The organism is Limnohabitans sp. 15K (assembly GCF_002778285.1).
Lineage (GTDB): Bacteria > Pseudomonadota > Gammaproteobacteria > Burkholderiales > Burkholderiaceae_C > Limnohabitans_A.
Genome location: NZ_NESM01000002.1, coordinates 334,759 through 347,253, shown reverse-complemented (window position 1 = coordinate 347,253; position 12,495 = coordinate 334,759). Strand labels below are relative to the sequence as shown.

The following is a 12,495-nucleotide window of genomic DNA, read 5'->3' as shown; positions in this document are numbered from 1 at the left end:
GACCTTTTTCCCTAACCACCTAAGGACACCCTCATGGAACACACCTTGCCCGCACTGCCTTACGCGATCGACGCTTTGGCCCCCCATTACAGCCAGGAAACCCTGGAGTTTCACCACGGCAAGCACCACAACGCCTACGTTGTGAACCTGAACAACCTGCAAAAAGGCACTGAATTCGAGAGCATGTCCCTCGAAGAGATCATCAAGAAGTCCAGCGGCGGCGTGTACAACAACTCGGCCCAAATCTGGAACCACACTTTCTTCTGGAACTGCATGAAGCCCAACGGTGGTGGCGAGCCCACAGGCGCATTGGCCACGGCCATCAACGCCAAGTTTGGCAGCTACGCCGCTTTCAAAGAAGCCTTCGTCAAGAGCGCCGTGGGCAACTTCGGCTCCGGCTGGACATGGCTGGTCAAGAAAGCCGACGGCTCGGTTGACATCGTCAACATGGGTGCCGCTGGCACACCCCTGACAACTGGCGACACCGCCTTGTTGACTGTGGATGTCTGGGAACACGCTTACTACATCGACTACCGCAACATGCGCCCCAAGTTCGTTGAGACCTTCCTCGACAAGCTGGTGAACTGGTCGTTTGCCGAGAAGAACTTCGGCTGATCGAGGTTTTCTCCAAGTCAAAAAGCCCGCTGATGCGGGCTTTTTGCTTTTTGGTCCGAAGGTGAATGTGACCCCAGGGGGACAGGTTCGACCAGAGCCAACAACCTGCTGCTGGGTTGACCTTCAATCCACCACTGAGCTGAGCATGGGCTGGGGCCGGGCACCGATTTTGGGTACTCCCTCATGAGGTGTCCGGCCCCAGCCCATGCTCAGCGGCACCCGAAGCACCAAGTCCCAAGGAAAGTCAGCGAATCATCATCCCCCCATCCGCCACGATGGTCTGCCCCGTCACATACTGCCCAGCCGGGCTGGCCAAAAACACCGCCACACCACCAATGTCGTCCGGCTCGCCCATGCGACGCAGCGGCGTTTCGCTGTTGTACTTGGCGCTCATCACCGGGTCCTCGTGCAAGGCCTTGGCAAAGTCGGTCTTGATCAAGCCTGGCGCGATGCAGTTCACGCGGATGTTGTCCGGTCCCCATTCCACGGCCAGGTTGCGCGCCAGCTGCATGTCGGCCGCCTTGGAGATGTTGTAGGCCCCAATAATGGCCGAGCCGTGCAGGCCGCCGATCGACGACACGATGACGATGGCACCGTCCTTCTTGGCTTTCATGTCGGGGTAGACCATGGTGCACAGCCATGTGTTGGACAGCACGTTGTTGCGCATGACCTTGTCGAACACCTCGTCGCTCATACCTGTGGTCGGGCCGTAGTAGGGGTTGGTGGCCGCATTGCACACCAAGATGTCGATCGCGCCCCAGGCCGCGCGGGTTTGGTCGATCAGGTTTTGCAGCTGCTCTTTGCTGGAGATGCTGGCGGCAATCGCCATCGCCTCGCCGCCAGCGGCCTGGATTTCCTTGACCACCACTTCGCAGGCGTCCTGCTTGCGGCTGGACACCACCACCTTGGCGCCTTGCCGGGCCAGCTGGTGTGCGATGGAACGGCCAATGCCCCGGCTGGAACCCGTGACGACGGCGACTTTGCCTGTGAGATTGAACAGCGACATGAAACGGTCTCCTTGTTTGAATCACTGGCAGTCTGCCCTTGTGCGGTGCCCGTGTCTGTCTTGCGGGTGTCACCTCTTTTTTTGTAGGAGCCCCGCCCTCTGGGCGAATGCTTATGGTCTGCGGGCATTCAATCGCGGCGAGGGCGCCACTCCTACAGAACACCGATCTCTGCGCCACAATGCGGCCCATGGAACAAGTTGATGCTGTTGTGATTGGGGCCGGAGTGGTCGGCCTGGCTGTGGGGCGGGCGCTGGCACTTTCGGGCCGCGAGGTGATGGTGCTCGAATCGGAAAACGCCATTGGCACGGGCACCAGCTCGCGCAACAGTGAGGTCATCCACGCGGGCATTTATTACCCTGCGGGCTCGCTCAAGGCCCGGCTGTGCGTGCAGGGTAAGCAAATGCTTTACGCCTATTGCGCCGAGCGCGGCGTGGCGCACAAGCAGTTGGGCAAGCTGATCGTGGCCACCAGCCCCGAACAAGTGTTGGCGCTGGATGGCATCATGGCCAAGGCGGCTGCCAACGGTGTGCACGATTTGCAAAAACTCTCGGCTGCCCAGGCCCAAGCGCTGGAGCCTGCGCTGTCTTGCGAAGCGGCGCTGCTTTCTCCCAGCACTGGGGTCATCGACAGTCACGGCTACATGCTCGCTCTGCAGGGCGACATGGAAAACGCAGGCGGCCTGCTGGCGCTGGTCTCGCCCGTGCAGCACATAGGCCTCAAGCACGGCACCGCCACGCACCCGATTCGCGTGACCACGCAAGACGGCACCGAGTTGGCTTGCAAGGTGCTGGTCAACGCTGCAGGGCTGAGCGCCGTGGCGATGGCCGAGCGCATGGACGGGCTGAACAAAAGCCAGCTGCCGCAAGCCCATTACGCTAAGGGTAACTATTTCACACTCGCGGGCAAGGCACCGTTCTCCCGCCTGATTTACCCCGTGCCCGAAAAAGCCGGTTTGGGCGTGCACCTGACGCTTGATTTGGGTGGACAAGCCAAGTTCGGACCGGACGTGCAATGGGTCGAAGACCCCGCCGACCTGCAGGTGGATCCGCGCAGGGGCGATGCCTTTTATGCCGAGGTGCGCAAGTACTGGCCTGACTTGGCCGATGGCGCTTTGCAGGCGGGTTATGCGGGTATGCGCCCCAAGATCAACGCCCCACACGAAGCAGCAGCCGACTTCATGATCCAAGGCCCTGCCGAGCACAGGGTGCCGGGTCTGGTGAACCTTCTGGGCATCGAGTCGCCGGGTTTGACCAGTTCGCTGGCCATTGCCGACGAGGTTTGTGCTCGGTTGGCCTGAGGCCATCCTCCTCAAGCGTTGCTCCTCCATGCACCCTTCGCCGTCATTCTTCCAGCGCTTCTTTCAAAGGGTTGAAACCGCGCTTTTGCGCCACGGCACAGAGCCCAAAACCATCTTCTTACTGGCGGTTTTGTCGGTTTTCGATGGATTTTTGCCCATGTTGCCCGCAGAAATGTTTGTGCTGGCGCTGTGTGTTCTTCAGCCGAGAAAGGGCAAAGTCATTGTGGTGGTCTTTGCACTGGCTTCTGCATTGAGTGCTTTTTTGTTGGCCTTGGGCATGGGGACGCTGACGGCGTCTGCCGAATCGCTGAGCCAAAAGCTGATGGGCTCACAAGGGCCGCAAGTCTTGGCCATGCTGCGAGACTCGGGGCCGGTCAGCATGGTTTTTTTGTCGATCTTTCCAGACTCTCCGCGTTCCGCCATTGCGCTGTTCGCCTTGAGTGGCGTGTCGCCTGATTCCATCGGTGCGATGGTGTTCATCGGCAAACTGATGCTTTACACGGTGCTGTTGTTGTTGATTCATCACTTGCCATCCATAGTCGGGAAATGGCGAGGGGTCGGACCGTTCTGGGTGAAATGGTTACAGCGCCGAGCAAGCCGCTTTGTGGCCTATTGCCGCAGAATCCGCTGGCGTGCAAGGTGCCTCAAACACGGTACTTGAACATTCCAAGCGACTGATAGCCCGCATTTGATCGCTTGTGAGACAGCGCAGGGCCAAGAGGCCCACTTATCATCGTTCGCATGCACCCATTCGACGAAGCCATTGACCTGCGCGCCTCTGCACTTGCGGACGCCCCCCACGAATTCATAGGCAAGACCCACCCGGCCTATGCCAACATGGTCGGGCCCTTTGGTGGCACCACCTCGGCGCAGTTGCTGCAGTCGGCCATGCTGCACCCCGAGCGCTTGGGTGAACCAGTGGCGCTCACGGTCAACTTTGCGGCCCCGGTGGCCGATGGCGATATCCGTTTTGTGGCCCGGCCGGTGCGCACCAACCGCTCGACCCAACACTGGATCATCGAAGCCCACCAAGCCGAAGGCGTGGTGGCCACTGCCACGGCCGTGTTCGCGGTGCGTCGTGAAACCTGGTCTGACATCGAAGCCGTGATGCCTGCCAATGTGCCTGCACCCGAAGCTGTGGCCCGTATGCCTGTGAAGGGTATGCCTGCATGGCCGCAGCGTTATGACATGCGTTTTGTCGAGGGCGCTTTTCCCGCAGCTTTTGACGAGCAGGAGCAAGCCCATTCGCGCTCGACCCTGTGGATGCGCGACGAGCCGGAGCGGGCATTGGACTTTGCTTCTTTGGCGGCCTTGAGCGACAGCTTTTTCCCACGTATCTACATCCGCCGCCGTCGTCGCGCCTTGATTGGTACGGTGTCCCTGACCACTTATTTTCACGCCGACAGCGCCTTGCTGGCGCAGGTGGGCACGCGCCATGTGCTGGGCGTGGCCAAGGCGCTCAACTACCGCCACGGCTACTTTGACCAGACCGGCGAACTTTGGAGCCCCGAGGGGCAGCTGCTGGCGAGCACGCACCAGTTGGTGTACTTCAAGGACTGAGCGCGAGGAGCAGTTCAATGCAGGCTTCAAAAGCCTTGACGTTTTTATTAAACGCATCTACATTAATTCAATGGATGCCAAGCTGAGTTGGAACGAAACCAAAAGGCAAATCAACCTGCAAAAGCACGGTCTGGACTTTGCCTCGGCTGGAGTTGTTTTGGATTCTCGTTATCGGTTGGACATCCCGGTGGTCCGTGGTGCAGAGCTGCGAACTATGTCCATGTCGTATGCCATGGGATTTTTGGCTGTTTTGACGGTGGTGCATACGGCGCGAGATGCGTCGATCCGGATCATCAGTTTCCGCCGTGCCAGCCGTGAAGAAAGAGAGGCCTACCTTGTCTGGATCGAAAACGAATGCGATGAGCCGTAAAGACGTGATCAAAGCTTTGAAGGTTAGTGAGCGCGAGGCACCTTATGTGTGGGACGGGCACGATGAGGACGAACGCCCCGCAACCCCCGAGGAGCTGGCACACGGCCTGGCTTTGGCCCGCAAACGCGGAAGGCCCGCGGGCAGTGGCGTCAAGGAACAGGTGGCCATCCGTCTGGACAAAGACATCCTGGAGGCGTTTCGTGCCCAGGGGCAGGGCTGGCAAACGCGCATTAACCAAGCTTTGAGGTGCTATCTGACAGAGCATCCTGCGCAGCCATAAAAGCTGTTGCAGATTTGTTTATTCAGCGCTTCATCTGCTGCAACGCACTCGCCACTTCGGTGACCAGCGCCGGGCCTTTGTAGATCAGCCCGGTGTAAATCTGCACCACATCGGCGCCGGCTTCGATCTTGGCAATCGCATCGTGACCGCTCAGGATGCCGCCCACGCCGACGATGGGGAAGTCTTTGCCCAGGGCAGCGCGCAGCTGTCGAATCACGCGGTTGCTGCTGGCCAGCACAGGCGCGCCTGAAAGACCACCCATTTCTTCGGCATGCGTCAGGCCGCTTACCGCGTCGCGCGCCAGCGTGGTGTTGGTGGCGATCACGCCGTCCATGCCGTGTTTTTGCAAGGTGGCGGCAATCACGCCCACTTGGGTTTCGTCTAGATCAGGGGCGATTTTCAGGAACATGGGCACGCGGCGGCCGTGTTCGGCAGCCAGTTCTTCGCGCCTCGACACCAGTGCGCCCAGCAAACCGTCGAGCGCCTCGTCACTTTGCAGGGCGCGCAGGTTCTTGGTGTTGGGGCTGGAGATGTTCACCGTCACGTAATCGGCATGCGGGTACACCCCTGCCAGTGCGATCAAATAATCGTCGGTGGCGTTTTCAATCGGGGTAGCGGCGTTTTTGCCGATGTTCAGACCGAGCAGCCGGCCTTGCTGGCGGAACTTGGAGCGCTTGACGTTGGCGATGAAGGCGTCCAGCCCGTCGTTGTTGAAGCCCAGGCGGTTGATCAGGGCTTGCGCTTCGGGCAGGCGAAACATGCGGGGCTTGGGGTTGCCGGGTTGCGCCTTGGGCGTGACGGTGCCGACTTCGACAAAACCGAAACCCATGGCACCCAATCCATCGATGCAGCGGGCATTTTTGTCGAGACCTGCGGCCATGCCCACCCGGTTGGGAAATTGCAAGCCCGCCAGTGTGATGGGCTGCGCCACAAAGGGCTGGCGATAGACGCGGTCAAGTGGGGTGTTCTGGGTGCGGGACAGGCCTTCGATCGTCAGGTCATGGGCCTCTTCGGGTTCCATCTTGAACAAAAAGGAGCGGGCGAGGGCGTAAGGGATCAGGGACATTGGATAATTCCGGCCAGTAAAGTCGTTGACAACAATTGCAGTGATTGTCTCAAACCCCCGGCCACCCTTCATTTTTTCCCAAACCCGACCCCATGACACAAGACGAACTCAAAGCCCTGGTGGGCCAAGCCGCCCTGAAATACGTTGTTCCCGGCGAGATCGTTGGCGTGGGCACCGGCTCCACGGTGAACAAATTCATCGACGCGCTGGCCACGATAAAAGACCAGATCAAAGGCGCTGTGTCGAGTTCTGAGGCTTCCACCGTGCGCTTGAAGGCCCTGGGCATCACGGTGTTTGACAGCAACGAGGTCGAAAGCCTCTCGGTCTACATCGACGGTGCGGACGAAATCGACCACCAGGGCCACATGGTCAAGGGCGGCGGTGCGGCGCTCACCCGCGAAAAAATCGTGGCGGCGCAGAGCAAGCAGTTCGTCTGCATCGCCGATGAGAGCAAATTGGTCGATGCTTTGGGTGCCTTCCCATTGCCCGTGGAAGTGATTCCCATGGCGACTGCCCGCGTGATCCGCCAGTTCGTGGCCATGGGCGGCAGCGCCGTGGTGCGCCTCAAAGACGGCCAGCCGCTGGTGACCGATAACGGCCAGCACATTGTCGATGTGAAGGGCTTGAAGATCAGCGACCCGGTGGCGTTTGAAAACACCGTCAGCCAGTGGCCGGGTGTGGTGACTGTGGGTGTGTTTGCGCTGCAAAAAGCGCAGGTGTGTTTGCTGGGCACGTCGTCGGGTGTGAAGACGCTGAACTTTTGATCGGGTGCATCAGGCCAGTCGCTGGCGCAGCTCGGTTTTGAGCACCTTGCCGTAATTGTTTTTGGGCAGACTCTCCACCACTTCGTAACGTTTGGGCCGTTTGAACCGGGCGATTTCTTCCAGGCACAGCGCGTCCAGCGCGGCGATGTCGAGGGTGTGCCCGTCTTGCGGCACCACAAAAGCCACCACCACCTCGCCCCATTCGGCATCGGGCGCGCCCACCACGGCCACTTCGGCCACACCCGGCGCGTGCAAGAGCACTTCTTCGATTTCGCGGGGGTAAATGTTGGAGCCGCCACTGATGATCATGTCCTTGCTGCGGTCCTTCAGGGTCAAAAAGCCGTCGGCGTCCAGGCAGCCCATGTCGCCCGTGAACAGCCAGCCGTTTTGAATGGCTTTGGCCGTGGCCTCGGGGTTGCGCCAGTAGCCTGCCATCACACTGTCGCCCTGAATCAGCACCTCGCCAATTTCACCCAGAGGCAAGTCGTGGCCTTGCGTGTCAGTGACGCGGATGCGAACAGGGGTCTGCGCCACACCAATTGAGGCCAGTCGCTCCTGGTGCCGGGGGTGTTGGGTGTCTTGCAGGTGATGGCGTGACAGGGCGGTGCCCACCATGGGGCTTTCGCCTTGGCCGTAAATTTGCACAAAGCGCGGCCCCATGACGCGCAGCGCCCGCTGGATATCGGCCGCATACATGGGCGCACCGCCGTAAACAACGGTTTTGAAGGATTGGCCACAACCGCTGGCTGACAAGCCGGTTGTCTCTGCATGGTCTACCAGCCTTTTGACGATGGTGGGCGCGGCAAACATCGACAGTGGCCCGACTTGCTGGCCCAGCGCAAACAGCTCGGCCGGATCGAACCCGCCGGAAGGCGGCACCATGTGCCGTGCCCCCGCTATGAGGTGCGGAATGGCGTAAATGCCTGCGCCGTGCGACATGGGAGCGGCATAGGCAATGGTGTCTTGCGGGCTGACAGCGTCGACATCGCAGAAATAGCCCAAGCCCATGGTCATCAGGTTTCGGTGGGTGATCATCACGCCCTTGGGGCGTCCCGTGGTGCCGCTGGTGTAAAACAGCCAGGCCAAATCGTCGGCTGCACGCTCTGTGATGGGTGTGTCGACATGTGAATCGGGCCCCTGCCACAGCGCATCGGCTTGGGCACTGTCCACATCGATCACACGTTCCAAGCCAGTGAGGTGTTCGCCAATGTCAAGGGTGATGTCGGCCGTCACAAAGGCCCAGCGGGCTTGGGCGTTGTCGACGATCCACTGCGCTTCGCGCACATGCAGTTTGGCGTTGATGGGCACCACCACCAGCCCGGCCCACCAAGCGCCGAACACCACTTCAAGGTAGCGCACATGGTTGCGCATGAACAGGACCACCCGGTCGCCGGGCTGCAAACCTTCAGCCTGAAATTGGCGTGCCAGTTGCTGGCAACGCTGCGCCCATTGGCCATGCGTGGCCACCACTTCGGTGCCGTTCAAGATGGCGGGTCGCTCAGGCGCAGTGCGGGCCTGGCGTTGCAGCAAATGGGCGAGGTTCAATTCGGTGGCTCCATCAAAACAAGCCGAGATTTTGGTCGGGATGAGCGCCTGTAGGCTGTCTCAAAGAAGTCTTTGCGATGCGCCGTCGTCAGTCTGGCGACGCAGCAGCAAGCGCAGATCGGGCCCGATCCGGTCCACCGCATGAAAGGCCAGCCGGACCGCGCCACTGAGCTCGGTGAGGGCGGGCAAGTTGGCCAGGCCTTGGCCGGGGCCCAGCAATTGGGGGGCCAGGTAAACCAGGAATTCATCCACAAGCCCTTCGCGGATGAACGAGCCGTTGAGCTTGTGACCAGCCTCCACATGCAGCTCGTTGATCTCGCGCCGGGCCAGATCGCGCAGCATGGCCAACAGATCGACCTTGCCGCCAGAACCGGGGCAGTCGATCACCGTCACACCGCGTGCTGTCAGTGCGGCGCGTTTGTCCACTTGCTCTGACGTGGCGGTGTAAATCCATATTTGCCGGGCTTGGTCGCCCGTGCCTTGTGTGTCCAGCAACTTGGCGCTCAGGGGCATGTCGAGGCGGCTGTCCACCACCACCAAGTGCGGCTGGCGCGGGGTGTCCATGCCGCGCACATTGAGCAGCGGGTCATCTTCGAGCACGGTGCCAATGCCGGTCAGGATGGCGCAGGCGCGGGCACGCCAAGCATGGCCGTCTGCGCGTGCTTCGGGGCCAGTGATCCATTGGCTTTGGCCGTTTTGCAGCGCGGTTTGCCCGTCGAGCGAGGCGGCCACTTTCATGCGCACCCAAGGCAAGCTGCGTTCCATGCGGCTGAAAAACCCGATGTTCAGTTCACGCGCCTGCACAGCGATGTTGCTTGTCGGGTGCAAGGTCTCTGTTTGCACGCCCGCAGCCGCCAGCCGGGCCATGCCTTGGCCTGCGACTTTCGGGTTGGGATCGTGCATGGCCGACACCACGCGACCCATGCCCGCAGCGGCCAAGGCGTCGCAGCAAGGCCCGGTGCGGCCTTGGTGGGCGCAAGGCTCCAGCGTGACCCAGGCAGTGGCCCCTTGCACGCTGTGCCCGCGGGTGGCCGCATCGCGCAGCGCCATGATTTCGGCATGTGGCCCACCTGCGCGTTGGGTGTGGCCTTCGCCCAGTAAGGTGCCATCGGCGGCAGTGATCACACAGCCTACCCGGGGGTTCGGCGATGTCAGCCACAGGGCTTGGCGGGCCAGGTCCAGGGCGCGGTTCAAGGGAGAAGTTTCTAGCGAAGTGGGCACAGGGGTCAGCGGTGAAGAAGGCGGGGAGGGCGAAGATGGCTCATGCAGATTATGGCGGGGATAAGCCTGCCCAAGCTGGCAAACCCGAGGCACTGCTGTGCCATTCGATGCGCTGCTCGGCAGCAGCCCCGGAGGACCCAGATGAGGCCCCCAAAGTCGGCCATTGCACGCTGACCCGAAAATCCACCAGCCCCTGACCGCGCGCGGTGCTGCGCGCTTGCCGTGTGTAGCGCGTGCCTTGGTGTTCCATGATGTCTTGTGCCGGGCACAGGGCCGGGTCAGCCCGCAAGCAGTCCATGGCCTCTTGGGCCAGGTGCTGGGCCACGGTGTGTTGGCGGTTCAGGCTGGCGCTGCCGATGGTTTTGAGCATCAGCTGCGTGGCCCCCACCAGGCCGATACCCAGTACGGCCGAAGCCACCAAGGCTTCCATCAAGGCCATGCCTTGCTGCTGGGGTGGTCGTTTTTTCATGGTTTGCCCTCGCTCCAGCTGCCGTTGATGCGCTGGACCCGGCGGGCATCGATGCCTTCTGGCCAGTTGACGATGTACGCATCGCGGCCCTCCGGCTTGGCCAACACATTGCCAGAGCGCCATTCGGGCAGGCCCGACTCCACTACCAACTGGCCCTCGATCGTTCCGGCCTGCCAGCCCAGCATTTTCTCGTCGTTGCAGCCCGAGTCGAGCAAGACGCTGCCCACAATGCGCACGCTGGTGGCCATGCGTGGGCAGCGTTGGGCGCAGGCCTTGGCAGAAAACACCACTACAGCTGGGGTCTCGGGTGTGCCCACGCTGATCTGCCAGTCTGCGGGGCTGTCGATCCAGTAGACCGAGCGGGGCGGCTTGGTTTGCGTTGTCAGGCCATTGGCCTCTTGCGCTGCTGACCAAGCTTGCAACTGTTCATCGGTGATGTCGCCCAACACACTGCGCCAGGCTGCACGGTTGCAGGGGCTTCGAGCCACGGCCGCGTTGGGGCCGGTTTTGCTGCCCCCGCCGGGCAAGCTGGTGGTTTTGAGTGCCAAGCAGGCATTTTTTTCAGCGCTGGAGATGCTGCCATTGCCGTTGGTGTCCACCACAAAATGCGTCAGCACAGCCGGGCCTTTGGCGCTGCCTGCGCAGATGTTGCCTTGGCTGACCAAGGGGCACACACGCAAGCTGGCGCCAGCCGCTTCAGTCACACAGCCATTGAGCACCAACGCAGCGGGGGCCGGCAGCGCTGGTGCTGTGGCCACAGTGGGGACAAACAAGCTTTCACGCGCATGCGCCTTGCTGTTGTTTACAGTGCTGCTGGCGCTGGCATGCAGCGTGAGCACATGGGGCGACAACACCAAGTCACGCACAGCGATGGCAGTCATTTGGGTTTGAGGCATCGCCGGGTGAGGTGTCAGCGGTACAGCGCTGCATTGCCATTGCGGACCAGAAACACCCGCAGGACAGGGCGCGCGGGTGGCCAACAGCGCCGAAATTGGGTTTGCCGTCGATGGCAAGGCCGCTTGCGCACTCGCCAAGGCCGTGTCGGCCGCCAGTCGGGCCTGACTGGCATGGGCGTGGTTTTGGCTGGCCAGTTGGTCCATCAGCGTGCTCCGGGCGCTGTAAAAGCTGGTCAAACTGGCCAGGATGACCAGCCCAATGGCCACCAGCAAGGTGATGGCACCGTTTTGCGTTTGCGTGTGGCTGAGGGCTGTCATGGGCAGAACAGCGCCTGCGTGCTGGCGGGCAAGTCGTTGCGCAAATGCACGGTTTGCGAGAGCCGGATTTGGCGGGCCGCGTCCCGAGGCCACTGTGCCGTCAAATCCATCAGCACGCTTCGGTGGACCCAGCCATTGCGCAGTTCGCAGCGCAATTGCCAACGCAATGCAGTGATCTCCAAGTTGGCGCTGTCGGTGATGGCCTGCCAGTCACCGCTGCCGCTGCATGACCTTCTGGCGTGCAAGGTGGTTCCTGAAAGACGAAAGCCCATGCATTCATCGTCGTCTTTTTCGCCGTTGTGATCGCGGTCATAGCTGAAGTCGATCCAGTCACCCTCGATGCTGAAGTCTTGCCAGCCTTGGCAAAACGGGTCGTCGCAAACGCTGGGCGCGCGGCTTTGCCACGCATCGGCTGTGTATTGTGCTTTGCGCAGTTCGCGGGCCATCCAGTCCATGGCCGAGCGCAGATCGTGGTGCAAATGGCTGTCTTGCAGCGCCATGCGGTGGCCGCGCAGGTGGTTGGCCAGCATGGCAGAGCCAGCCGCTAAAACCACCAAACCCACCGACAAACCCACCAAGAGGCCGATCAGCGTTTCGCCGCCTTGCGTGACTTTGGGCATACAGCTCAACGCCGCCAGCACGATGCCGGGTCGCTGTCTGGGTGCTCGCCTGCGCTGAACACGGCGGTGGCACCGCCTTGCCAGCGCAAGCCCAATTTTGCGCATTCGCGGTCTGCGGCTTGGCTTCCCAGTCCGGTGGCCTGCGCAAAATAGCCGTCGGCCGTGGCATCGGTCACCGTGATTTGGTAGTGCCCTTGGGGTGATAAACCCTGCACCCAACCGAGCTCGCTCACGCTGTTGGCGTAACTGTCGTGCGTGCTGCGCCAACGCGCTTGGTCCATTTGCAGTTGCAGCAAGGCGGCTTGCCCATCGCCGCGTCGGGCTTGGCGCTGCTGTTGTTGGTAGGTGGGCAGGGCCACTGCCGCCAGCATGCTCATCAAGGCCAGGCTGATCAGCAGCTCGGCGAGTGTCCAGCCGCGGGCGCTTGGCTGTGCAGAGGGGCAAGCAGCTGCGAGGGGTCTGGTCAT

The 12,495-nt window shown here is 61.5% G+C and carries 15 protein-coding genes; 7 read left to right on the top strand and 8 right to left on the bottom strand.

Going from position 1 to position 12,495, the window contains the following annotated elements; translation table 11 throughout:
* Window positions 1–33 precede the first annotated feature (33 nt).
* Window positions 34–615, top strand: coding sequence for a superoxide dismutase (locus tag B9Z40_RS10455; protein ID WP_019431287.1), 582 nt, complete (start codon window positions 34–36; stop codon window positions 613–615).
* 244 nt (window positions 616–859) lie between these two features.
* Here B9Z40_RS10455 and B9Z40_RS10450 read toward each other — a convergent pair whose 3' ends face one another.
* Complete coding sequence (locus tag B9Z40_RS10450; RefSeq protein ID WP_100173292.1) at window positions 860–1,621, bottom strand: SDR family NAD(P)-dependent oxidoreductase; 762 nt, start codon at window positions 1,619–1,621, stop codon at window positions 860–862.
* A gap of 188 nt (window positions 1,622–1,809) precedes the next feature.
* Here B9Z40_RS10450 and B9Z40_RS10445 point away from each other — a divergent pair, with 188 nt between their 5' ends.
* From B9Z40_RS10445 to B9Z40_RS10425, 5 genes are all read left to right on the top strand, one after another.
* Entirely contained in the window at window positions 1,810–2,919 is a 1,110-nt protein-coding gene (locus tag B9Z40_RS10445; RefSeq protein ID WP_100173291.1) for an NAD(P)/FAD-dependent oxidoreductase, read from the top strand.
* A gap of 28 nt (window positions 2,920–2,947) precedes the next feature.
* A complete protein-coding gene (locus tag B9Z40_RS10440) occupies window positions 2,948–3,580 on the top strand; it encodes a hypothetical protein (RefSeq protein ID WP_143473965.1) in 633 nt (210 codons plus the stop codon).
* Window positions 3,581–3,660: 80 nt separating this feature from the next.
* A complete protein-coding gene (locus tag B9Z40_RS10435; protein ID WP_100173289.1) occupies window positions 3,661–4,479 on the top strand; it encodes an acyl-CoA thioesterase II in 819 nt (272 codons plus the stop codon).
* A gap of 70 nt (window positions 4,480–4,549) precedes the next feature.
* A complete protein-coding gene (locus tag B9Z40_RS10430) occupies window positions 4,550–4,849 on the top strand; it encodes a BrnT family toxin (protein WP_100173288.1) in 300 nt (99 codons plus the stop codon).
* On the top strand, window positions 4,839–5,129 hold the full coding sequence (locus tag B9Z40_RS10425; RefSeq protein WP_100173287.1) for a BrnA antitoxin family protein: 291 nt from the start codon (window positions 4,839–4,841) through the stop codon (window positions 5,127–5,129). The genes B9Z40_RS10430 and B9Z40_RS10425 overlap by 11 nt, the downstream gene beginning before the upstream one ends.
* A 22-nt stretch (window positions 5,130–5,151) precedes the next feature.
* Here the strand turns inward: B9Z40_RS10425 and B9Z40_RS10420 are convergent, their stop codons facing one another.
* Window positions 5,152–6,195 carry a quinone-dependent dihydroorotate dehydrogenase gene (locus tag B9Z40_RS10420; protein WP_100173286.1) on the bottom strand — a complete coding sequence of 348 codons (1,044 nt, stop codon included), beginning with the start codon at window positions 6,193–6,195 and terminating at the stop codon, window positions 5,152–5,154.
* A 92-nt stretch (window positions 6,196–6,287) separates the two neighbouring features.
* On the opposite strand from B9Z40_RS10420, the gene rpiA reads away from it, so the two are divergent.
* A complete protein-coding gene (gene rpiA, locus B9Z40_RS10415) occupies window positions 6,288–6,959 on the top strand; it encodes a ribose-5-phosphate isomerase RpiA (RefSeq protein WP_100173285.1) in 672 nt (223 codons plus the stop codon).
* A gap of 9 nt (window positions 6,960–6,968) precedes the next feature.
* Here rpiA and B9Z40_RS10410 read toward each other — a convergent pair whose 3' ends face one another.
* The 6 genes from B9Z40_RS10410 to B9Z40_RS10385 form a co-directional block, all read right to left on the bottom strand.
* Complete coding sequence (locus tag B9Z40_RS10410; protein WP_100173284.1) at window positions 6,969–8,504, bottom strand: AMP-binding protein; 1,536 nt, start codon at window positions 8,502–8,504, stop codon at window positions 6,969–6,971.
* 60 nt (window positions 8,505–8,564) lie between these two features.
* On the bottom strand, window positions 8,565–9,698 hold the full coding sequence (gene ribD, locus B9Z40_RS10405) for a bifunctional diaminohydroxyphosphoribosylaminopyrimidine deaminase/5-amino-6-(5-phosphoribosylamino)uracil reductase RibD (RefSeq protein ID WP_233204873.1): 1,134 nt from the start codon (window positions 9,696–9,698) through the stop codon (window positions 8,565–8,567).
* Window positions 9,699–9,774: 76 nt separating this feature from the next.
* Window positions 9,775–10,194 carry a hypothetical protein gene (locus B9Z40_RS10400; RefSeq protein ID WP_100173282.1) on the bottom strand — a complete coding sequence of 140 codons (420 nt, stop codon included), beginning with the start codon at window positions 10,192–10,194 and terminating at the stop codon, window positions 9,775–9,777.
* Window positions 10,191–11,408, bottom strand: coding sequence for a hypothetical protein (locus B9Z40_RS10395; RefSeq protein ID WP_100173281.1), 1,218 nt, complete (start codon window positions 11,406–11,408; stop codon window positions 10,191–10,193). The genes B9Z40_RS10400 and B9Z40_RS10395 overlap by 4 nt, the downstream gene beginning before the upstream one ends.
* On the bottom strand, window positions 11,405–12,028 hold the full coding sequence (locus B9Z40_RS10390; RefSeq protein ID WP_100173280.1) for a PilW family protein: 624 nt from the start codon (window positions 12,026–12,028) through the stop codon (window positions 11,405–11,407). The genes B9Z40_RS10395 and B9Z40_RS10390 overlap by 4 nt, the downstream gene beginning before the upstream one ends.
* A gap of 5 nt (window positions 12,029–12,033) precedes the next feature.
* Window positions 12,034–12,495, bottom strand: a complete 462-nt coding sequence (locus B9Z40_RS10385; RefSeq protein ID WP_233204872.1) for a type IV pilin protein — start codon at window positions 12,493–12,495, stop codon at window positions 12,034–12,036.

Bases quoted from the DNA above. Each gene is read 5' to 3' on its own strand.
- B9Z40_RS10455 (WP_019431287.1), top strand. From the start codon at position 34: ATGGAACACACCTTGCCCGCACTGCCTTACGCGATCGACGCTTTGGCC.
- B9Z40_RS10450 (WP_100173292.1), bottom strand. From the start codon at position 1,621: ATGTCGCTGTTCAATCTCACAGGCAAAGTCGCCGTCGTCACGGGTTCC.
- B9Z40_RS10445 (WP_100173291.1), top strand. From the start codon at position 1,810: ATGGAACAAGTTGATGCTGTTGTGATTGGGGCCGGAGTGGTCGGCCTG.
- B9Z40_RS10440 (WP_143473965.1), top strand. From the start codon at position 2,948: ATGCACCCTTCGCCGTCATTCTTCCAGCGCTTCTTTCAAAGGGTTGAA.
- B9Z40_RS10435 (WP_100173289.1), top strand. From the start codon at position 3,661: ATGCACCCATTCGACGAAGCCATTGACCTGCGCGCCTCTGCACTTGCG.
- B9Z40_RS10430 (WP_100173288.1), top strand. From the start codon at position 4,550: ATGGATGCCAAGCTGAGTTGGAACGAAACCAAAAGGCAAATCAACCTG.
- B9Z40_RS10425 (WP_100173287.1), top strand. From the start codon at position 4,839: ATGAGCCGTAAAGACGTGATCAAAGCTTTGAAGGTTAGTGAGCGCGAG.
- B9Z40_RS10420 (WP_100173286.1), bottom strand. From the start codon at position 6,195: ATGTCCCTGATCCCTTACGCCCTCGCCCGCTCCTTTTTGTTCAAGATG.
- rpiA (WP_100173285.1), top strand. From the start codon at position 6,288: ATGACACAAGACGAACTCAAAGCCCTGGTGGGCCAAGCCGCCCTGAAA.
- B9Z40_RS10400 (WP_100173282.1), bottom strand. From the start codon at position 10,194: ATGAAAAAACGACCACCCCAGCAGCAAGGCATGGCCTTGATGGAAGCC.
- B9Z40_RS10395 (WP_100173281.1), bottom strand. From the start codon at position 11,408: ATGACAGCCCTCAGCCACACGCAAACGCAAAACGGTGCCATCACCTTG.
- B9Z40_RS10390 (WP_100173280.1), bottom strand. From the start codon at position 12,028: ATGCCCAAAGTCACGCAAGGCGGCGAAACGCTGATCGGCCTCTTGGTG.
- B9Z40_RS10385 (WP_233204872.1), bottom strand. From the start codon at position 12,495: ATGACCAGACCCCTCGCAGCTGCTTGCCCCTCTGCACAGCCAAGCGCC.